15 protein-coding genes are annotated in these 21,539 nt (G+C 41.1%); 7 read left to right on the top strand and 8 right to left on the bottom strand.

What is annotated here, in order from left to right:
• Window positions 1–10: 10 nt before the first annotated feature.
• On the bottom strand, window positions 11–1,285 hold the full coding sequence (locus NQ546_RS06530) for a DUF4876 domain-containing protein (protein WP_004289268.1): 1,275 nt from the start codon (window positions 1,283–1,285) through the stop codon (window positions 11–13).
• A 13-nt stretch (window positions 1,286–1,298) separates the two neighbouring features.
• Complete coding sequence (locus NQ546_RS06525) at window positions 1,299–4,124, bottom strand: TonB-dependent receptor (RefSeq protein ID WP_004295242.1); 2,826 nt, start codon at window positions 4,122–4,124, stop codon at window positions 1,299–1,301.
• Between the two features lie 503 nt (window positions 4,125–4,627).
• Between NQ546_RS06525 and NQ546_RS06520 the strand changes: the two genes are divergently transcribed.
• From NQ546_RS06520 to NQ546_RS06505, 4 genes are all read left to right on the top strand, one after another.
• The gene (locus NQ546_RS06520; protein WP_004289266.1) at window positions 4,628–4,846 is read left to right on the top strand and encodes a hypothetical protein; all 219 of its coding nucleotides are present in this window, start codon (window positions 4,628–4,630) and stop codon (window positions 4,844–4,846) included.
• Window positions 4,830–6,524 (top strand): hypothetical protein, encoded by a 1,695-nt coding sequence (locus NQ546_RS06515; protein WP_004289265.1) that lies wholly within the window; start codon window positions 4,830–4,832, stop codon window positions 6,522–6,524. The genes NQ546_RS06520 and NQ546_RS06515 overlap by 17 nt, the downstream gene beginning before the upstream one ends.
• Window positions 6,525–6,969: 445 nt before the next feature.
• A complete protein-coding gene (locus NQ546_RS06510) occupies window positions 6,970–7,992 on the top strand; it encodes a BT4734/BF3469 family protein (RefSeq protein ID WP_004289263.1) in 1,023 nt (340 codons plus the stop codon).
• 179 nt (window positions 7,993–8,171) lie between these two features.
• Window positions 8,172–8,375: a hypothetical protein gene (locus NQ546_RS06505; protein ID WP_004289262.1), complete on the top strand. Its 204-nt coding sequence runs from the start codon at window positions 8,172–8,174 to the stop codon at window positions 8,373–8,375.
• A gap of 388 nt (window positions 8,376–8,763) precedes the next feature.
• Here NQ546_RS06505 and NQ546_RS06500 read toward each other — a convergent pair whose 3' ends face one another.
• Entirely contained in the window at window positions 8,764–9,042 is a 279-nt protein-coding gene (locus NQ546_RS06500) for a hypothetical protein (RefSeq protein WP_004289261.1), read from the bottom strand.
• Window positions 9,043–9,926: 884 nt separating this feature from the next.
• Between NQ546_RS06500 and NQ546_RS06495 the strand changes: the two genes are divergently transcribed.
• Both NQ546_RS06495 and NQ546_RS06490 read left to right on the top strand, forming a co-directional pair.
• Window positions 9,927–10,808 (top strand): fimbrillin family protein, encoded by an 882-nt coding sequence (locus NQ546_RS06495; protein ID WP_004295240.1) that lies wholly within the window; start codon window positions 9,927–9,929, stop codon window positions 10,806–10,808.
• Between the two features lie 147 nt (window positions 10,809–10,955).
• Window positions 10,956–11,666: a fimbrillin family protein gene (locus NQ546_RS06490; RefSeq protein ID WP_017141312.1), complete on the top strand. Its 711-nt coding sequence runs from the start codon at window positions 10,956–10,958 to the stop codon at window positions 11,664–11,666.
• Window positions 11,667–11,849: 183 nt separating this feature from the next.
• Here the strand turns inward: NQ546_RS06490 and NQ546_RS06485 are convergent, their stop codons facing one another.
• On the bottom strand, window positions 11,850–12,509 hold the full coding sequence (locus tag NQ546_RS06485) for a hypothetical protein (RefSeq protein ID WP_004289259.1): 660 nt from the start codon (window positions 12,507–12,509) through the stop codon (window positions 11,850–11,852).
• 574 nt (window positions 12,510–13,083) lie between these two features.
• Here NQ546_RS06485 and NQ546_RS06480 point away from each other — a divergent pair.
• On the top strand, window positions 13,084–13,959 hold the full coding sequence (locus tag NQ546_RS06480) for a patatin-like phospholipase family protein (protein ID WP_004289256.1): 876 nt from the start codon (window positions 13,084–13,086) through the stop codon (window positions 13,957–13,959).
• A 16-nt stretch (window positions 13,960–13,975) separates the two neighbouring features.
• Here the strand turns inward: NQ546_RS06480 and NQ546_RS06475 are convergent, their stop codons facing one another.
• The 4 genes from NQ546_RS06475 to NQ546_RS06460 all read right to left on the bottom strand — a co-directional run bounded on the left by NQ546_RS06475 (window position 13,976) and on the right by NQ546_RS06460 (window position 19,738).
• Complete coding sequence (locus tag NQ546_RS06475) at window positions 13,976–14,353, bottom strand: DUF4377 domain-containing protein (protein WP_004289255.1); 378 nt, start codon at window positions 14,351–14,353, stop codon at window positions 13,976–13,978.
• Window positions 14,354–15,396: 1,043 nt separating this feature from the next.
• A complete protein-coding gene (locus tag NQ546_RS06470; protein ID WP_004295236.1) occupies window positions 15,397–15,633 on the bottom strand; it encodes a DUF6965 family protein in 237 nt (78 codons plus the stop codon).
• Between the two features lie 1,224 nt (window positions 15,634–16,857).
• Window positions 16,858–17,853, bottom strand: coding sequence for a BT4734/BF3469 family protein (locus NQ546_RS06465; RefSeq protein ID WP_004289252.1), 996 nt, complete (start codon window positions 17,851–17,853; stop codon window positions 16,858–16,860).
• Window positions 17,846–19,738 carry a hypothetical protein gene (locus NQ546_RS06460; RefSeq protein WP_004289251.1) on the bottom strand — a complete coding sequence of 631 codons (1,893 nt, stop codon included), beginning with the start codon at window positions 19,736–19,738 and terminating at the stop codon, window positions 17,846–17,848. Before NQ546_RS06460 ends, NQ546_RS06465 begins: the two co-directional genes overlap by 8 nt.
• Between the last annotated feature and the right edge of the window lie 1,801 nt (window positions 19,739–21,539).

Below are 21,539 nucleotides of genomic sequence, written 5' to 3'. Positions count from 1 at the left end.
TTTTAATTAATTATTGCAATGTGTGATTCCATGAAGGCATTTTTGCTCCATTACGACGCATTACAGGAACAACGCCACGTTCAAAGTCATCCGTACTGTTGTTTGTATCCTGATATATGTATGTGCCTGTTTCTTCGCGAATAATAGGATTACCTTCTTCGCCTGTGGACAATTTACGAGCAATACCTAAACCGCAGTAAGTAGCTCCTACCCAAGTAATACCTGCATCAAGTACACCGGGAACACGTTTTGCATTCATCTTTGACTCATTGTCTACTGCTTCAACAGCATCCAATACATATTTAACAGGTATTTTAGCATAATAAACATTACTGTTCGGTTTGCTTAGATCTGTTGTCTTCATATTTTCATCATTGACCGGATCCCAAGTTTCTCCTTCAGGAACACGAAAAATCGCATAAGCGCCTCCAAATACGGATGTCAAATACTGTGGTATGCTTCCCATCTCTGCTTTTCCTTGATAGAAAACATGTTGCATATCATAAGCTGCCTGGTCAGGGAAATTTGGATTATTCATATTAAACTCAAACTCAGAACTACTGCCGTCGATAGGACTTTGAGGGTTATAGATGTCCAACTGATGATTAGCGGCAAATTGAGAAATAATGCAAGATTCACCTGGTGCTAACGGATATTCGGTTCCATTTCCTGGAAATTTCCACACACGTTCTCCATATGCATAATTATTACCATCCGCTTCCGGCCAAATTGGTAGTTTAGTAGTAGCTGTACCTGGAGTTAGATTTGCGAAATAAATACCGTCCAAATACAAAACGTCAGCAGAGTTATTGTATATCTCATAGAACTGGTCGCGGAAATAGACTCCCCCCTTTTCCGGACGGCTACCGCAATAATAAATCTCCTTGAAAATTAAAGGGCTCACTTTAAGGCCTTGCACTTCAATATTCAATGCGCTGCCATGTTTAAATAATGCTGCATTTACAGAGTTACCATTGATATAATACTCGCTATTTTCTGTATCAATAGCTGTACCGGATACTGTTACTGAATAAATTCCGGGGATAATCCCGTCTACTTTCACACTATTATCAGTTACTTCTTTTACATAATGTAAATCTTCATCGTAATTGTCAAACTTTACAGTCAGATCTTTCAGCGTGGATATATTTTCAACGGTAATATCCAAATATACATCAACTGTGATAGGATTCACTTCTGCTGCGCCAGACATGTCCCTGAAGGAATCGCATCCTATCAAAAGGGTACTTGCCAATGCAAACAAATATATTAAATATTTTTTCATAACTTCCTAAACATTATAAAGTGAGTGATAATTCCAGCCCAAAGAAAAATCGGTTATTCAATTGAGTATACGAACCCGGATTACGTTTGGATTCTCTGCGCGGATAACTTCTGAACATATTGTTGGCAAAGAAAGAAACACGTAGCATATCGCTAATTTCTTTAGTTACATTCAAGTTAAAACAAAAATAAGGACTATATGATTCTTTTATAGCATTATTATGACTTACATTATTCAACATATATCCATATCCTGCATCTTTTACTTGCTGGGTAGTGGTATATTGCCCTTCGGGAAACATATTTACAGACGCATCTTCCAATGCTAAATAGCCCACAGGTATAGAATCGTTTCCAAACGTATTCCAATTAGACTGCTGCCAAATAGCTTGTGCTGTCATCGTAACAACAAAACCGATACGCGGGATATTGTGAGTGGCACGTAAAGTCGTTACAAATTGCTGTTTATAACTTGCATTGCCATCTTGAGAATAAATGGCCACCGGTTTACGGGCTGAAGCAGCATCTTCGCTATTGTCATAGAAGCTATAACCCTGACGCCAACTTTTAGTACGCATCCATGAACCATTTATTTGGAAAGCCGTACGGATAGCATCAATACGTCCGATGTTCAAATCAAATTCTAAACCTTTGGTTTCTATATTTAAATTATTAGTTGGTTTTGCATAAGTAGACAATACCGGTAAGCTACTACTAAGTTCTATTCCGTTTTCTGTGCGCTGGTATTCATTATAGATAAATGTATTGAAGGTATTGAAAGTTTGGCTCATTACATAACCATCCTTCAGACGCTCCTTATAAGCTATTACATTCAGATTGGTTTTACCCACTCGTAAATTAAATCCGACTTCCGCCTTATGATTTTGGGCAATCTTTAAATCTGAGTTATCTACTTGCCGAACTTCTGTGGTGGTCATGAACAAACGCTGGCTTTCCGGAATATTTTCATTGGCAAGCTCATTTATATTGATATATTCAAAATATGCATTTTCCGGATATAAATAGAGAAGAGAAGGCATCTTTGCAGCAATACCGTAACCTCCCTGAAGACTTAATAAATTCGGAATCAAATCAATGGATGCATTTACACGTGGCGAGAAAATACCCCCTACTACTGAGGTATGATCATAACGCACACCAGCCTGAATGTTCAAATCATGCGTACCACTTATAGACCATTTAAAATTATCTTCCACATATGCACCAAATTGGTTAATGAAAGGAATATCCTTATAGTTACGTGGACGGAAAGATGAATTATGACCATATTGACTACGATAAGGAGGAGTACTTGGATCATAAGTTTTTCCCTTACCAACGTTACCGTCACTCCGGAAATCCGCACCAATCAAGATGCGGTTGTTTACATGACCGCTCGCCTTGAATAGAGAACTCGTTACCTTAGCAAACAAATTAACTTCACGACTATCAATCTCATAGTGTCCCAAATAGCTGCTTGGCAGATAAACAGCATAATGATTTATGTCTTCCGGTCCAAAATTAGTAATTTGATTACCATTGACATCATAGATGTGCTGACCTGCAAAGTTACTAAGCACCGCACCGTTTGTAGTGGTCATGGAATAAGGAGATGTGGCAGAACTGTATACGGTTTCATAATAACTGTCTTTATCCATATACGTACCCGACAATACATAGCGTAGTGTTTTTAACCAGCCCTTATTTATATTCCATGTACCATTGGTATTCAAAGTAAAACCTACATCACGACCTTCCGAAGCTGTTTTAGTTTGTTCGTCATCAGGATTACGTTCACGCTGATCCTTACCATAAACAAAATCAAAGCTGGAATTGGTACGTAACTTATTATTAAAGAAAGTATTTGAATAGAGCAACTTTGTTGTGGCACGCTGATAGTGCTGGTAACTGGATATGGGATTGTTCGTATTATAAGCATAATCTGCACTTACATTTAAAGCACCTTTCTTTTTTCCAAGTTCAAAACCGGTTCCCATAGACACCTGATAGATATTAGGATTGGCTTTTGCTTTGATACGTAGCGGCTCACGACCAGCTTTTGTATTAATAATTACTGCTCCTGAGGTCAGATCACCATATTCAACAGAAGGGATACCACGAACAATTTGTATAGACTCTATATTTTCTGTAGAAATACTGCGAACATCGGTTCCACCAGCCGGCGAGGCACCTCCGGCCAATGAAGCGGGTGTTTCCGTACCACTTAATACCGTAGGGTTCATCGCAGATAAATTAGCATTATTTGAGATGGGGGCACCATCACGAATTATTGCAGTACCCATAGCATTCATCGGAGCTTCCGGACCACTGGAACTGGAAACTTGACGGATGTTAATCTGTTGTGCCGAACTCATATCCTGATTCTGTGAAATTCCACCTGGCATCAATGACATTACATCATATAAACTGGTCGCTTGCATATGATCCATAGCAGAGCGGGAAATGTGAGAAGATGTGGATTTGCCCGAACGGCTGTTGGTTGCGGTTACTGTTACTTCTTTCAACTTAAAATCCTCATTCCTCATTGTAAAATTAAGAACCAGGTCCTTACTTACATTTATTAAGGTGTCAATAGAAACTTTGCCCAAATATTGAATTTGCATACGAATTTTACCAGTAGGTACATTTTCCAGCGTGTATCTACCATTTTCATTAGAGGTTGTTCCCAATGCAATTTCAGGAATGGACACAGCAGCAAATTCTAAAGGCAAACGCCTGTTGTTGTGACCGTACTCATAAACAGTGCCTGTAAGTTTTACTTTGTAATTGTTTTGCGATCTAACTGGGAGAGCTACTCCTAAACTAATAACCACAAGCATGTAGATAATAGTATTCCATATACCTATTTTTACTTTCCTTTTCATAAAAATTATAGTATTAGCATTCTTTTTGACAAAGGAAAATGTTTTTTTATTAATATACAAATGTTTATTATGAAAAATATAAATATAATTTCAAAATAAACAATAAAAGCGAGATAATGTAATAAAATGTAATTTGTTATTTTAATGCTAAAACCAGATTGGAATATTAACCGTCTTCTTTTTTCCAGTATCCAGTTCATAATTCTATAGAAACAATTTTCTCTACTTGTTTCTAATCCTCTTTGTTTTGAAATACATACAATAATATTCTCTCAATAAATATGTAATCTAATATAATATTTGGGGGATGGCCTTTGGTTCAATTTCATCAAATGGAATATAATAGCGCACCAGACATGAAAAACGCACTTCATTTCCAGGCATGCCCTAATCTGTGTAATAAGGGCATGTTCCCGTGAGCATGTCCGATTGAGTGTTAAATCTAATTTTTTTAGACAATGAAAAGCAAGAAAGAAATTGTGAGGAAATTCGAACTCCTCGCACAGATCAGAGCCGACCTCAAGGCATGGGAGAAGGCGGAACCCGACTTTGACGATAACTACTTCGACGAGTCGGACGTGATATCCTACTATGACTTCCTGGTCAATAAGTACCAGGACGAGTGGGTCATAATCGATGATATCAGGGAAGGAGGCAGCGATGAGGGAGCTGTTTGACATCACTCCCCATTCCACCGGCCCCGGATTCAGAATGAGGCTCAAGACCGGAGAGATAGATGTTCCCGATGGGCGTGGCGGATACATCGTCAGCTCGGGGATGGGTTCGGGAAAGACCGAGAGCATCAAGAGCCTTATCCGTCACAAACATGATGAGGGTATTCTCTATTGTGTCGATACCAGGGACGAGCTGGAAAAGATGTTCGGCTGGATAGTGGAGAACCTTGTGGTGGAAGGGGTATTGAGGATGGAGGATGTGATGATCATATCCAGTGACCCCGGGAGAGCCGATTTCCTGGGGCAATACAGGGACAACCCCGAAGTGCTCATGGAAAAGAAGGTGATTCTGATAACTCATGTACGCTTCTGGACAGACCTGATAAACCATTTCCTCATCTATAAGCCACAGAAGGAGGTGGCACCGTTCGACGGTGACTTCAGGACGTTGATGGGAAGGGATGACCTGAGGGGATATGTCATCTTTGACGAGACGCCGACCTTCATCAATCCCTTTGTGGAGTTCGACAGGAGCATGCTGGGGATATTCGGAAAGACTGATGAGAACGGCAATATCATCTGCAAGCCCCCTGAAGAGTTGGGCCGGTATTATGACCTTTTCATCAGGGGCGGAAGGAACGACCTCTTCAACCAGGCCTACAGGATCAACCGTATGAAGCGTGACGTGGTGCTGGGGCTCATTCCAAAGTATTATGGTTCATGGGTGATGTCCGATACCGACAAGGTAGGCATTACATTCTACCCGGTTGACCTCTGTCCCGGAGGCATGACAATCTCCACGCATATCCTCATCTTCGAGGGGGCGGGCAATATCCTTTTCAGAGGCTCCACCCGCTTCACCCTTCTGGATACGGAGAGCAAGTACAACACCGTAACGGAGTTCAGGAAAATGGATTTCGGACTGTCCAGAAAATGTTTTGATGAGGCGGGGTTCGGTATATTCGTAGAGAGGATAGGCAGGCTGATAGACAAACCCACCCTGATTGTATGCTGGAAGGATATAAACGGTGACGATGACGGCCCGGGAAAATCCGGATATGCGGAACGTTTCAAGAGGTTACTGGTTGCCGAAGGTGTCGATCCCGGGTTGTTCACCGTCACCTATTATGGAGCGACCGACAACAAGAGCACCAACTCATACAGGGATGTTGGACAGATTCTCCTGTGTGGTGACTGGAACCTTCCGAACACCGAATCGGCTAAAATCCGGAGGGCCTATGGTACCTCCACTGACCCGCACAGTCAGAAGGACTGGTATTTCTCACAGCTCATAACGAGGATAGGCATCAGGAAGCATATCGAGGGTGAGGTATATACGGTCTGGTATACTGATGATTTTGATGAAAGGTTCATAGAAAGGATGGACGCCTACTTCAATGAAAACAGGGTCATAGGCAAGGCTTCCGTTTCTCATAATGACTGGGAAAAGAGGCTGGACGGGATGAAGATCAGGAGCAACATTAAAGAGGAAATCAGACTGTTGGCCAGGTATGACAAGGATATGCAGAGGGCTATAACCATGGATAGTGAATATACGAAGGAGGTTACTTTTGCCTATCTGGAGATGATTGGTATAAAAAGGTATGTCAGGGAAAGACGTAAATATGACAGACTACTGGAAACCTTGAATAAATTGAAGATTACCCTGGTGATAAAGTAAAAACGGAATGGGCGGGATTTGTGGCCACGCCCATCCCTTTCCTTATATCAGCTGTTAGGATAAATATTTACTCACCCGCCTTTTTTTGATGTACAATCTAATATATATAGAGAAGTAAAAAAAAGCGGGTATTATAGTAAACAAAGGGGTTGTGGAATAGAAAGTGAAGAAAGAGACCTGCTTCGCGGTCTACCAAAGTGAGAGAAAAAAAATAAACAAAATAAAAAAACATCCTTCTCTCTCCACTCTGGCAGGATACGAAGTAGCCTCTCTCTTCAATCTTTCATCAACCGTTTCCATAGCTCCTTTACTGAAAAATAGTGGTTCTTCCTGAGAGACGAAGATACTGAGAGGACCGGCTTTCTCCCAAAGAAAAGCCCGGTCCGGTCTCTGGGAAGGTTCACGATACAATAAAACGAATAACCTATAAAAACAAGTTACTATTATGATAAACAAAAACATAAGCTACTACTTTAATTCAAGCGATTCAAAAAGCAGGATCTATTATAACTTCGACCATATCCTTGAACTTATAGCATCCAATCCCAAACTTTCCAAGCAGACAGACATGGTTAGAAAACAGACAACAGAGAAAGCCTACAAAGAAGAGAAACACAAACTCCCCATGATAGCCCCTTCCGGAATATTCGACTACAGAAACGATGACTCGACCAACCTGCGCCAGTATTCCAATCTTCTTGTGCTTGACTTTGATGATTTCGGGTCACATGAGGCGGCAGGAGAATTCAAGGAAAGACTCATTCAATATACCAATCCTCTCCATCTTTACGCAGTATGGTTCTCCCCGGGTAATAGAGGTGTGAAGGCGGCTATGATCCATGACAACACCAACCCGGACCATCATTACAATCTTTTTTGGCAGGTGAAGCAAAGGTTATATCCAAAGACTGATGAATTCGATAAGAGTTGTCATAATCTAAGCCGCACGTTCTTCCTGAGTTATGATCCTGATGTCTATGTCAACCCCGGGAAAGACACGTTGGTTCCCTACCACTTTGAATATGACCCTTCCATTCCTGAACCTGCTGCGAAGAGTTATAATCATGGTGGTTCCGGCGGTTGTTTTATCCATACGCCGGAAGAGATTGAAAGGAATACAGGTTTTCAGAGGTTATGGAAGGACAAGACACTGATTAACTACGTGGACAGGAAATGGAGAAAAGAGTATCCGGACAGCTATGAAGATGGTAACAGACACAAATCCATCCTTTCTAGAGCAAAATGGTTGTGTCTGTATGGTGTCTTGTATGATACTGCACTGGAATATCTCATCGGTACATTCGGCAGGCATGGTATCTCTGAGAATGACATTGAAAGTATGGCAGTCAACAACTATAATGCCAACCGTGAAAGCTTTGGTGTCTCAAGGATGGAACTGTATGATAAGAAAGAACGGGGAATAGTGTACAGGAATCAGATGTTGAGGGAGAATACACCGTTCAGATAAGATTTAGGGTATCGGTTGGTAAAAGAGGTAAATATGGAACGCTTACCTCTTATTTTTTCTTCTTATGGTATGAAAAATATACCATAAGAATTAACATATTTCCAGGAAGTTTTGTATTTTTGTAACGTATTATTGCCATAACTGTTGAAATTAGATCTATACTTCAGAACACAAAAGATATGAAGAAATTCGTAGAACTCAAGACCGTTGAGAAAGGGAATGTCCTTGTCAATGTCAACCATATAGTCAGTATTGAAAGCTTGACAGACGACACCTTGAGAATACTGCTTGTCGGAAGCAGTAAAGATTCTTCTATGCTGTACTATACCGTATCCGAGAGTACGGAAACAATGAAAAGGAAATTATGGGAACTCCTGTTGTAGTAAGAAAAGAAATCTTATCATCACTGGACCGACTTTTATATAGTCCCTGCCCAAATCAGAAAAAAGAGCAACAAGTATGGCAACCTGAATAACAACCCGGGTAAAGAGAGATAATACAGGTAATATTCTAATCTTTTTCCGGGAGTTTTTTATTGTTATCCGATTAGCCAATATAGAAAGTCAAAATTTCCAAACCTACAGTATACCTTGTTTCGTTACGATATGTTTGCAGGTCATTAGGCAGTCTCTGAAAAAGCAGCATTTGCCTCCACTGGTCATAAGATTAATTGATCCCCCTCTTGCCAGTGTAGTTGTCGGTATATGCCCCGAAATAAAATGATTTCCGGATGACTTTCCCCATAATTTACCCCAAGGATGCAAGAACGGCTTATCCAACCACTATTTCCACGGTCTCCATCACAGCGGTGCCTGATTCCAAGCGGAACCAATACCATAGCCAGAGCAGAATCCCGCCCAGCCAAAGCAAGACCACATCAATATGCTCCACCCGCAGTATTCGGCTGATCAGTATACAAAAAAGTACCCCACAAAGCACATGGGAGGTCACCATGGTAACAAGCTGGTCGTTGGTCACTCTTATCAATACAAAAATACCTATAATAGGAATAAGAGATGTATAGTCAATAAAATGTTGTCTGTCATTCATGATGTGAACTTGGAGATTAGGAGTATAAAGATAAGAAAATAAAAGCAAATCACAATTGGTATGAAAAAAAGTAAAAGTTAATTTATGTTTTCAACAAACCAAAAGTCACAATTATTTCATGAAACAATCCTCTATAATAAAAATACTTGAGAAAACTAAGAAGAATTATTATTGTATGTTATTCTTGTACTTGACGTTGAATATGAGATTTGCGCCCTTAATGGAATGTCATCTTTATTCCATCGTAAGTAATATCAGTTATATACAGGCGAGAAGAAAGAAGTAATACCGCCCTTCTTGAACGTACTGCCATGTTATCTGTTACTTCCGGTTTTGAACATAACCAACTTCTCTTTGGTTGTAAATCCATCATATTGACAGTTCTCTGAAAATAAGGAATATTGAAAGCTGGAGATTCATAAAAAAAACTCCGGTTCTTTATTTTTATGCCCATTTTGGAAGGTCAACCAAATTGAAACGGCACACAATTTTGCGTGCCTCTCATTTTATTGCCAATGTCCCTATCGTCTTTCCAAAATCTTGAAAAAAAGAAAGAAGCCTCTGTGCTGATGACGATGCGGAGTTTTATACTATCTGCACCCATATTGCCCCGAATAATTGATATAGCCGAAGTATGGCTTATAGCGCTTGTGCCTAAAACAATTACATTCATGTTCGGTATCGCGCAACGAACCTACTCTTCACCGAAATATCCCATTTTGTGAGGAAACCGATAATAGGGGGAAACGTGGGAAAATTTTCCAAGTAAGAGAATTCAAATGACCAAACATTTCCCAGTCTATATTGTTATAACAGCAAAAGTATATCTGTTTGATTATAACAGCCTTTTTAAAACGATTAATAAACAGCAAAAACCTTGACGTATGAAAAAGTTTATACTAATGACAATGACTGCAACCCTTATGGCAGGTTGCAGTACCGATGAAGAGAATGAATGTACTTCTCCTCCAAACGAATACCCCGTTGAAATCATGGCAAGTGCAGGTGTCTCAGGTATCCAGACAAGAGGCCCGATCAACACCGGCCAATCTGTCACTGCCGGTTTCATAGCTTCTGCAAGCGGCGGAGACTATAGCACCAACTTGTGGACCGCAGCCGGCACCTTTACCGCTTCGACCACAGCCTCCGCCACCTTTTCACTCACCCCCGCGCAATACTACCCCGCTGACGGCAGTACAGTCCATATCAAGGGGTACTATCCCCAAGGAACGCTATCCGGCAACACTGTCACATTCTCGGAAACAGACGGTTCCAATGACGTGATGATTTCAGGCGAAGCCAGCGGGAACAAAACAACAGGCGGAGCACTGGCTTTCACTTTCAACCATCTGCTGACCCAGTTGCAATTCACCTTTAAGGCAGGTACAGGATTTCCCGCTACCGGAAAAACCGTAACCAGTATTACCCTCAAAAACCAGCAGACTCCCGCCTCGCTTAATATCAACGACGGTACCGTCTCTTACAATCCGGCAGGTGCCGGCATCACTTTCACCGGTTCGTATGCCATCAGTGCTGACCCCGGTACTACAGCCACAATCTATCCGATGGTAAAAAGCGGCGCCACGAATGTGGTGATGGACATCGTTGCGGGTGGAGTGACCTATCCTAACGTAACGGTAAACTTAAATACGGAAACAGGAAAGGCCCACAATATCATACTGACTTTTACCCCCAAAGGTATTATAGTCTCCGCGATCGTCACGCCATGGGTTACCGGAGGAACGGGGGCGTCTGTTGTGCAGTAATTCATCCTATAATACACATTCCGACAGTGAAGTTCTCCACCCGAATACTCATAGTAATAATGCCGCTGTTATCCGTAAGTTGCGGCAGTGATATGGAGGAAGTATCTTTCAACAGTGAAGGGTACCCCTCCCCAATCCACCTTGCCATTGTGGAAGCCCCCCCACACAAGGTCCATCGTCAACAGTATCAACGATATCAGTGTCGGTTCTTTGGGAATCTATGAAGTGGCGGAAAGTGGAACTTCCGGTACATTTCCCTGGACAACTTCCCCTTTATTGAACAATGTAGCTCCTGCCGGTATAAGTGGAAATGAACTCACTTTCTCGCCTCCATTATACTATCCGGCAGGAGGGCATAAAGTCATCTTTTACGGTTATTATCCACGTACCACAGCTACGAACGGAACCAGCTACATCACCCCTCCCGGAAACGGGACAGCTCCCACTTTCAATTTCACCCTTACAGGACAGGAGGACATCATGCATGGTGCCAGCGTTGCCGGTGGAAGCTATTCTCCCGGAACGGCCATACCGATTACCTTCAAGCACAAGCTAACGCAAATACAGCTTAATGTCTCGGCTTTGGGTACCCTGCTTTCAAGTATCAAAATTCTAAATGTAAGAAATACCGGCTCCATGAATCTGGAAACTGGTGCGGTTACCTACGGCAACAATACGGTGGACATCACACTTGACAAAGCCGGTCTGACAACCACCGCCCCAGTGATGGTACCAGCCGATGTCCCCGTTTATCTGGTGGAAGTTGCTTTCATGGGACAGCTGCTTCCCCGCAAATATCTGATAAGACCGACATCAGGAAAATTCCTGGAGGGAGTAATCTATACGGTAACACTGTGAAAACGGTTTTGACCGGGTATTCTCATTCGGTACTGTAGCAATTACCCAATTATTAGCAGTAGACAATTAAGAATACATAATGTGTAAATCTTATGGAAATTCTCTCTTAACTATTGATTATAAAACCGTTCCCTCTTGTCATACATTGTAATAGTCAAGACTTGTCCACAGGTTCCGTTTACTTTATCTGTGATGGCTCCCTTTTTCCTTGACCAATATGACTTCCAGCTGGTCATCTTTCAGCATCTGTCTCCCTCTGGGTGAAGCCAACAGCATGAACTTGCTCGTCCTGTGCCTCCAGGTCAGCAAATCAATGGAGCGGTGCAGTCTTTCTTTTATGGTGGAATACCACCAGCAGGGGAATGACAATGCACAGACCGCTTTCCCATCAACAATTTTTTGCAGTATAGAGATACAGGAGTTACATTCCTCCTCGCTTATTTTCTCCGGTTTGTCAAAAGGAACATAATAGGATGTATAATACCCGTTTTTCGTGAAAAGCCTCAAGGCTTCCAAATTTCTGCTTTCAACAATCAGGTTGTCTTTTCCGATATGACAAAACCCGACAAGCTTTTCCAATTCTGACAGCATTTCCGTCTTGTTTTCCTGCTCCAGATTCTTGATACCCATCCACATTTTGCCGTCTGTTTTCTCCATATGTGAAAAATAGGGATCTATCACAAGACTAAAACTCGTGTTGACATCATGGGTTACATCAAATGTTCCGTCCTTCCTGAAAACGACATCCACCTCCACATTTGGGTACTTGGCATCCAGCTCATGAAGCTTTTCCAGTGAGTCACAACGGTGCAGCCATATTTTTTCCTGAAAATCATCCAACATACTCCATTAATAGAATCAACTCCCACCCATACAAAGAGCATTGTCGGTAATAATACGGTTAGAATCCTCTTTTTATACATATTATAGAACTTTATAACAGTGGTCTATTGACAAAAGTATGAAATAATCGGCAACTAACACATTGCCATTTGAAAAAAGAGGATGTATCCAGGCAGCTGATAATTAAAATATAGAGGCAATATAAACACGGATAGTATAAGATTCCGTATCGACATCAACGTGGGGACTTCCCTCATTCTTCTCAAGATTTTGGAGAGATAACAGGGACACTGGAAATAAAAATGGACAGGCACGTAAAATCATGCACCGTTTCAATTTGACCGACTTCCTAAAATTGCCATAGAAATAATGAGCGGGAGTTCTTTTATGAGTCTCCCGCTTTCAATATTCCTGATTTTCAAAGAACTGCCAATATCATGGATTCCCCCCCCCAAAAAAACAAGTGATGCTCAGAACCGGAAGCGACGGAATGTGAATTTCATAGAAATATGAGCGAAAAACTTTTCTGTAAATCAAAAAAAATCCTTTATTTGCAAATCAAAACGCTTTGAACATGAATACAGACAAATCCGGACTTGTTCTGGAAGGAGGTGGATTGCGGGGCGCATTCACCATAGGGGTACTTGACGCTTTTATGGAAGGCAACTTGTTTTTCCCATATGCGATAGGAGTGTCGGCAGGGGCAATCAATGGATTGTCCTATATTGCGCGCCAGCCGAAACGGGCTTTCCATTGCAATATCCTTTCGCTGAAAGAGCACGCTTATGTAGGAATCGGACACTTTCTAAAAGGAAAAGGATACATTGACCTGGAGTGGCTTATACGTACGTATCCCGAACAGACGTTTCCTCTTGATTTCAGGACATACAGTGCTTCCCGAGAGCGTTTTGTCATGGTCACGAGCAACTGCCTTACCGGAGAGGCCGAATATTTTGAGGAAAAAAGTGACAAGGACAGAGTTCTTGATATCTGCGAGGCTTCCGGCTCCCTTCCCGTCATGTGTCCCGTTAAACATTTAGATGGAATTCCCATGACAGACGGAGGCGTATGCGATTCCATCCCCTTACTTCATACAATAAATGAAGGATATATTGACAATGTGGTGATACTGACGCGAAACAAGGGATACCGGAAGCCGCAAAGGGACTTCAATCTTCCTGCATTCCTCCTACGAAAATACCCTGAGATACGCCGAAAGCTCATATTACGCTATAAGCTATACAATGAACAGCTTGACTATGTTGAAGAATTGGAGAGTAAAGGAAAAGTCCGGGTGATACGTCCTCAAAAACGGATGAATGTCACCCGTACAACGACAGACATAAGAAAGTTGGAGCGGCTCTATTGGGAAGGTCTTGAGGAGGGGAGACGGTTTATAGAGGAAAACCGGCAGGGACATCAAGGATGGGGTGACAAAAGCCTCCTTTAACACGACATTCTAAAATTTATGGCAGACCGGCAGACCCTTTTTTTTCTTTTGACAACACCTTTATCAGCTCAAACATATATCTGGAAGTGTCTTGGGGAGGATTCTCATGCTCTACCCGAAGCACAAGCAATCTGTATTCATACCCGGGTTCATAGTTGAATCCCTTGATTTCCGAATACATATACTGCCATTTTTCTGCCGGCTCATGCTTGACAAGCAGACAGGCCATTGGACCTACCCCGTACCCGATGCGTGTTTCCGACGCGACCGTAAGAAGGACCTCTTCCTGTCTGTTATCCACTACCCCGGTCATGACTGTATTTTTGGTACTTTGACACCCCTGCATTACTGACAGTACCAGACAAAGCATTCCAACGTACATTGTTCTTTTCATATCATATGCAAATAGTCTGAATCCAATGCAAATATATGCATATAAACCGTATCAATGGCAATATCATATAATAAAAAATCCTATTACTGAACTCTCTTGATGTAGGAGATGGGAAGACAAACAAACTTTCCACCCCTTACAGAAAAGAGATACAGCCATATCTTCAAAATAAATAATGTCATGTTCCCTAATCGTGGTTCCAGTATACGACACGTGCATTCATTGTCTATCTGTTATTTTTACAAAAGTAGCATAGTTGCTTAAAGCCTGATATTAAATAGATTGAGCTATTACAAAAATTATCTAAGATTATAATATACAAAAAAGACAAGTTTGGTTCATGGAATACTATGTCAGATATGGACTGGTATTGACAATGGAGAACTTCTCAGAACATTCCACACATGGTTTCCGTTCTATCCATCCAAGCCTTCCGGATAATGGTGCATAATGGTTACGGTTACATCTCTTCCCGGTAGTGCCATCATATTTTGGAAGGCTTTTTATTTTTTATAGAGTGAGAAAGACAGTCCGATTTGAAATTAGCGAATATCCTCACGAACCAATAATATTCCCGGGCTGTGTTTTATCATTAGCTAAAAATCAAAACGTTTATTGATCAAATTTCCTCAAAGATAAGGCAACCGGATGAGATAAGCAAATACCCGTCCTGTCATCACTGGCAGAACGGGCATAAAATACTACTCAAACACATTGTATCCATATATTGAGATGAAAACCGGATGTATACACACAATTCATAAGGGAAGTCAGCAAAAATGAAACAGTTTATTATGATGATTTATCCTCTTGAAAAAACAAATACCGGCTCTGACTACCCTTGAATACAACTTCTAAATCTATGTCTGAAAGTTAGGATATTCAGATGAAATATGCAAATGAAATCATACAAAAAACTCTCATCCTATCATCACTGACCGGACAAGAAATTGGATTTATTATTGGAGATATGTTATCATGGCTAAACAAAGGTAAGGGATATGTCAGGCTTCCGGTTATGCTGGCGTGATAAAAACAGCCTGCTATGGGATACCCTCCACAAAATCCTTGAGCCTATATAACCGGATGATGGCTGAATTGTATAAAGGGTTGGGATAATATAAGTTTATTTCCCGGATACTTGTCTTTACATATTCACATACATCCGTTATATGCTCCGAATCAATATATATTTCTTGGGGAAGTTGTGCCGTCAATGCCCAGCGGACAATATCCCTTACAGACTCCTCGTCAAACCGGCAACTTTCTTTTCCTATCATACTGCCATCCATTTTTCGGTGCAAATATAAGATTTATCCGCTGAAGAAAGGTTACGGCACTTCCTTGTTCTGATATAAAAAACTCATGACCTGTATCTCCCAATACACATCACTCGATAAAATATGCCCCATCCATCACCGGACAGAGCATATCGACAGTAGTTCTATTGCTATTGTTATGTAGAGAGAGTTTCGATGGCACAAAGATAATACGAAATCAGGATATATTCACCGCCGCCGTCAATTTCCCCCACTGATATCTCTCCAGTTTTCCAAATGATGGATATTCAAGTTGTCTATGTGGGAGAATAAAACCGGCATTTTTTTTGTTGGCTTATTTTAATATTATTGATATCTTTGTCAGGGAGTTGTGAAATTCCATAATAGAATAGTTTAATTAATACTACAATTTGAGTTTTTGTACTTGAAGGGCTTTTTGTCTTGGCGTAGTTCAGAAAGTTCTTCTTTATTGCTTTCTAGAGATTGGGATTTTAGAGAGAAAATAAAAAAAATTACCCAGTTTTTTTTATGCACATTCTAATATATAGAGAGAAGTAAAAAAATACGGGTAAAATAATAGATAGATAAAGATAAAGATAAAGAAGAGTAGACCGGCTTCGCAGTCTACTAAAGTGAGGATAAAAAAATAACAAAACAAATCTTCTTCTCTCCACTCTAGCAGGGTACGTAGTAGCCTCTCTTATTCAATCTCTCATCAACACCAACCATAGCCTCCTTATCTAATTCCAGTGCCTCTCTTCTCTTCGGGTCATTCCTACCGGGAAGAAAAAAGAAAGGGAAACCATAAATATCACCGTCTCCCTTCTGATTTATAATAGATCTACAGCCCGAACTCCTTTCCCAATCTCCGGACCATACTTACACTCACTTTCCCGGTACCGGCTATTATCTTCATTGAGCCATCATCCGCATATTCTTCCCCTTCAACTTACACACATAAAAAAACGCGTTTTTCAAACGTATCTTGATTGTATTACTAATTTACAAATCGACAGAAACAGAGACCGTCATTTGCGTGACGCCCCTTTTTACTACATAGGACAAACGAGCAATCGATACAGCTGATTGTAACACCCATAATGCCCATAAAAACGGATCAGAAGTATCAGAGGTAAATTCACATCCAAGGAATTGGGAGACAAGGACTATCGGAGTTACATTTAGAGGCTCGTGGATATTATTGTCAAGGATAATGCACCACCTCTAAACAGACCTCTGTTTCCTGTATTCATTATAGCTTTTATAATTACCCCGCTCGGAACCGAACAGATTTCCATAGGTCCGGTAGGCTTTGGAAACCTCCGCTTGAATTTCATGCAAAGGAGAGCCTGCGGGAATAAATACGCTTTCCAGATATTGCAATGTTTTTACACTTTCAATTCCTGCCCTGCATAAGACCGCCGCCTGTTGAAAGATGGAATTTCTGCGATTTCCAACTTGATAATTCTGTTTGTATCTGTGAAATTTCAAGTCGCATATATTCAAAATCTGTTCATCAGTCAGTGAATTGATCTGTGAATTCAAGCGATTGATAAATGATTCTGTCACTGTCGGCTGATGGACTTCAAAACGGCTTATTCCCGAAGGTACAGGGTTGTTTTGGTCGCTTGCCCGTTTATCGTCATAATCAGGATTATAGCGGAAGGGATAATCCTGTGCATTGTCATTCACATACAGATCCGGGTCATAACTGGCATAACAGGCTTTAGAATACTCCCGACAGGACTGGTCTACCTCACAGTGGTAATGAAGCTTGAAATGTTCAATGACCTGTGCGTAGCAATTCTCATATTCTTCCGGTGTCGTGACCGGTGACTGGACAAGCACTTTCAGACCGTCCCCGCTAGGACTCGTGAAATATGCCAACACCCATGGCTCTTGTGAAAGTATATGCCTGAGGTATCGAAGTTCTTCCGTTGCCTTATGGTCAATATCAATGCACATAACTCCGGATAATTGTTGCATTCCGGCTTTATTCCTTTGCGAGAATATTCCTTGCCACATGATTACTTGAAGTCTCTTTTTTAATTCGGAGCGTCGGGAGGGATCTGCCCGAATTAACCGGATTTTTTCTGCAAGTTGATGGTTTTGCCCGCCAGTTCTGATCGACCTCAACAGGGATTCAATCGTTGCCGTCTGCCTTGAAGTGGTATCCAGAATGTTGTTATACCACGACACATATTGTTCCAATTTACTCATATATTCTATATCCGTTATTTTCTTTCCCGTCAATTACGACTTTTGTAGGATAGGATTTTGGGAAAAACATCGTTATCTGTTTTGCAAATCCTGTTTTGGCCAGACCATTTTTTTGATAGGCCGATTGCAGGATGGCTTTTGGAAGTCTGTTTGTATATTCCTTGCCGATCAGAATTGATTTCTTAAGTTCTGCGGCAATCCTCTCTTTGGCATTCAGAAAATCCAGCTCCGAATCCAATTTTTTCCTGTCATAGTTCAAATTCCGTATAACCTCCGGTCCTAAAACATTATAGTACTCTTTATAACGGCTTGGAATATCCGGGCATGCTTCAGCCCATTGTCGCAGTTGCTGGCTGCTGAGACACCCTGAGGTATATATCCTGATCCTGTCGTTATAAGTTGGTGCCTTGTCAATCTCATTGAGGAATCGGGCAAACATCGGGTCAAGCCCCTCATAAAGGTCCCGCGCAACTATCCGGTTGTCTTTGAGCAATGCGAGCAGGGTATTCTTGCTTCTATATTGTTTCTTGATGTCTATGGCTCTCAATTCTGCAAGTCTGACCAAATGGTTTATGCCTACCTTCCGCTCTCCACCGACATCTTCGAATACAGTCAGATAGTTTTTTCCATAAGGCCTTTTTCCTGTCTGTGCGTCCTCGACAATATCAAGCACATCCGGATCTGACACATTCTGATAGTATTGAAAAAGTTTGTATGAAACATCCGTCTTGTGATTGATAGTATCCGTTGCCTCATTCAAATCAATGTCCTCAGCATCCTTACACTTATAATAATACCTGATTTCATCCCGGTAAGGATTGGAAAAGGTCCTGCAACGGCCAATGATCTGAACCAGATCAATGGAAATGTCAAGGCTGAGATTATCCCTGTTGGAATCGGAGAAAATATAGACACATGCACAGTCAGAATGCAAGTCCGCTCCTTCAAAAGAACATCTTGTGGCGAAAGTAAAGGTCCTGTTTTCTGTTTTATATTCATCCCTACCCGGGAAGTGACCTATCTCAAAACCGATTCTTCTTAAGTTTTTTGCATTTTCGTAATTATCGGCACAAATAACCCGGGTATCATCAGGAGTAAGTTTGTTGTCCGCAATGATTTTGAGGATGTCTGTCATGCTGTTAAGATAGAACACCGCCTCTGTCGACGGGTAGGGCGCATTCATCTTTTTCTGGAAATAGCCGTCCTGCCGATAGTCGTTTATTATATCCCGGACGGTTTGCCTTGTGCTGCCCATTTGCTGGATAATGGGATGTACATATAATAGCCTTTCCGGTGCCCAATCGAAAGACACATAGGTCATATCTTTGAATACGGGCACTTCATCAAGATACACTTCGTTCAATGGCGTTGCAGTGATAAAGATGCAACGGTTTGGAAGCCTGCCAAACAGGTTGACAATTTCCATAGACTTGGCGCCTTTCATCGGTGCGTCGGTGAAGATGCAGGTCATTTCATCTCCGACTATCGTGAACAGGTCAATCAGGTTCCATCGGGTCAGGCAATCGACCACTTCACCCAAAGAATCATACGTACACATTATCTTCGGCACATCCCTGACCCCGTTGCGTATATAGTTCTGCAGTCTGTTCCTGGAAATATTCAGGTCAATGGCCGGATCACTCCGGTCAAAGTAATATGCGTGTCCGGTCAATGCATCCTTTGTCTTGCTGGTAATCAGCTCTCTTCTGGGGCTTGCAAGAATGACCGGTATAGTACAGTCTGTAAGATAGTAATTGGTCATTCCACAGCCACACACAATCTTGTTTACAATAATCTTTTTCCCGAACTGCCTCAGTGCCACGTCAAGGCCGGGCCACTGGGAAAGATAATGTACGTTCGGAATTGATAGTCTTTCTTTTTTCATTTTTTCTGAATTTAATTTTGTACAACCATACTTTTCTTATTATTAAGAGAATCAGTGGATTTGAAAGTCTGTATTCCTCTATTTTTTTGAAATTTACTATAATAGAAGAGGTAGAAAAAAGGAGGAGGGACATCGCTTCGCTCAAAACCCCAACACTACAGGATGAGAGAAAATGTATATTGCGGGGTTTAGGCTGACGCAGGAAGCCTGTTCTTTCCTTTCCGTTCTCTCTCTTAAAATTTCTTTTACACAATGCTCTGTAAATAACAGTGTATGTTATCCTTATTTCCGGATTTAATATCATTGGAAGCGGGCTCTTTGGGGATAAGCTCATAAAGATTAGGCTAATGAGATTTCAATTGTCAATCCCCTGAAAAAGTTATCTGAACCGGTTCGAGCCCTTGACTTAAAAATGTCATACTTTTGCTTATAGGGAGAACTGACATCACTCTCCCGTACAATCCTGCCATTTGTGGCACTGTAATTACGATAAGATCTCATTTCTTCTTTTTCTGTCTTATAAGTTTCCATAATGAATTTTATATATAGAATCGTATAACGCTCAAATATATCCAGCGTCACGATACTTTTTCATGTTTAAGGTTCACGATGAGACTTGACCTCCCTTTTTGTCATTTAGAACGCAGTCAGGAAGCCCCAGAATGGAAAGTATGACAATGATGTAACCAATGCGGAGACCGTTTGAAATGAACCACTCTCTGTATTGTCTATCAGTCTGAAATCACCCGGTAGGCTTATATGTTGAAGACTACAAATTACAGGCCTCCTCTGTGTTTTTTAATCATTTGAATGGCAATATGTTATAATGCATGTGGAATTTGTACCCTTTTGAATTTGTATCCCTCTGTCAAACCTTTACAATGTATATCTTTCCACCGGTACTTTCGGCACTATCGACTGACAGAGGGAACCATTAAATGACTATACCGGACCGGTCCTATATATCATTTGCGGTCAGCCGAAGGTAGACTATATATCAGTTATACTACAGATCAATATCCACTCAAGCGGCGTGAGCCTACAACTGACGAAGAAAAAAAGATATATAATGTTTTATACAATTTTTTTTCTTAAAATGAGGAATATACCTTAAAGAGAGAATGATTTCCAGTTAAAAAAATTGATTGCGTTCCGTTAACCTGTCTGATAGCAATTATGGTAATCAGAAATCTTGCAAGTATTATGCCGGACTCCATTATGATCTGTCATCATAGTAACCAATTGTAATACCAGCCATGTGGAGTTTAGGGCAATCGGATTCAGAAGTGACGGTTTGGGTATCTCTATCGTTAAGGGCAATTCGGTTCAGTGCCTATATATTCGGGAGATTATGATATAATACTTGCTCTCCCGATAAACCAAGGTACTTCAGTTTTTTGCCCGTTCATATCTCCCGGCCTTTGTGAAATGTTAGACAGGCATTTAGCCGGTAAGAGTATAACGACTCTTTGCTGCTGTCCTGACCAATACTTAAGTAGATCGGAAGGTAGTTATAAAGAAGCGATGAGTATAGGATATGGTTTGCTGTCAGTTCATCATTGGTAGAAGGGTTATCTCAGTATCAGTATGGGAACTAATCCGGTAACTGGACTCTATATTGGCTACTCATCCACTCTATTCATCATTACCCGTACGGATTTGGGATGAAGTGTTGGTTATATGGCTACTTGGAAAATGGAATAATGTAAAATATTTTATATATCATACAATACTATGCCCGTTCTGTGGGGCATGATAAGTCAGCCTTTTTTCTTATGTTTATATTATATATAGGTGGGTA

This window comes from Bacteroides eggerthii, assembly GCF_025146565.1.
In the GTDB taxonomy this organism is placed as follows: Bacteria; Bacteroidota; Bacteroidia; order Bacteroidales; family Bacteroidaceae; genus Bacteroides; species Bacteroides eggerthii.
Note: the sequence above shows the minus strand (reverse complement) of the source record. Positions and strands in the feature narration are given on the sequence as shown.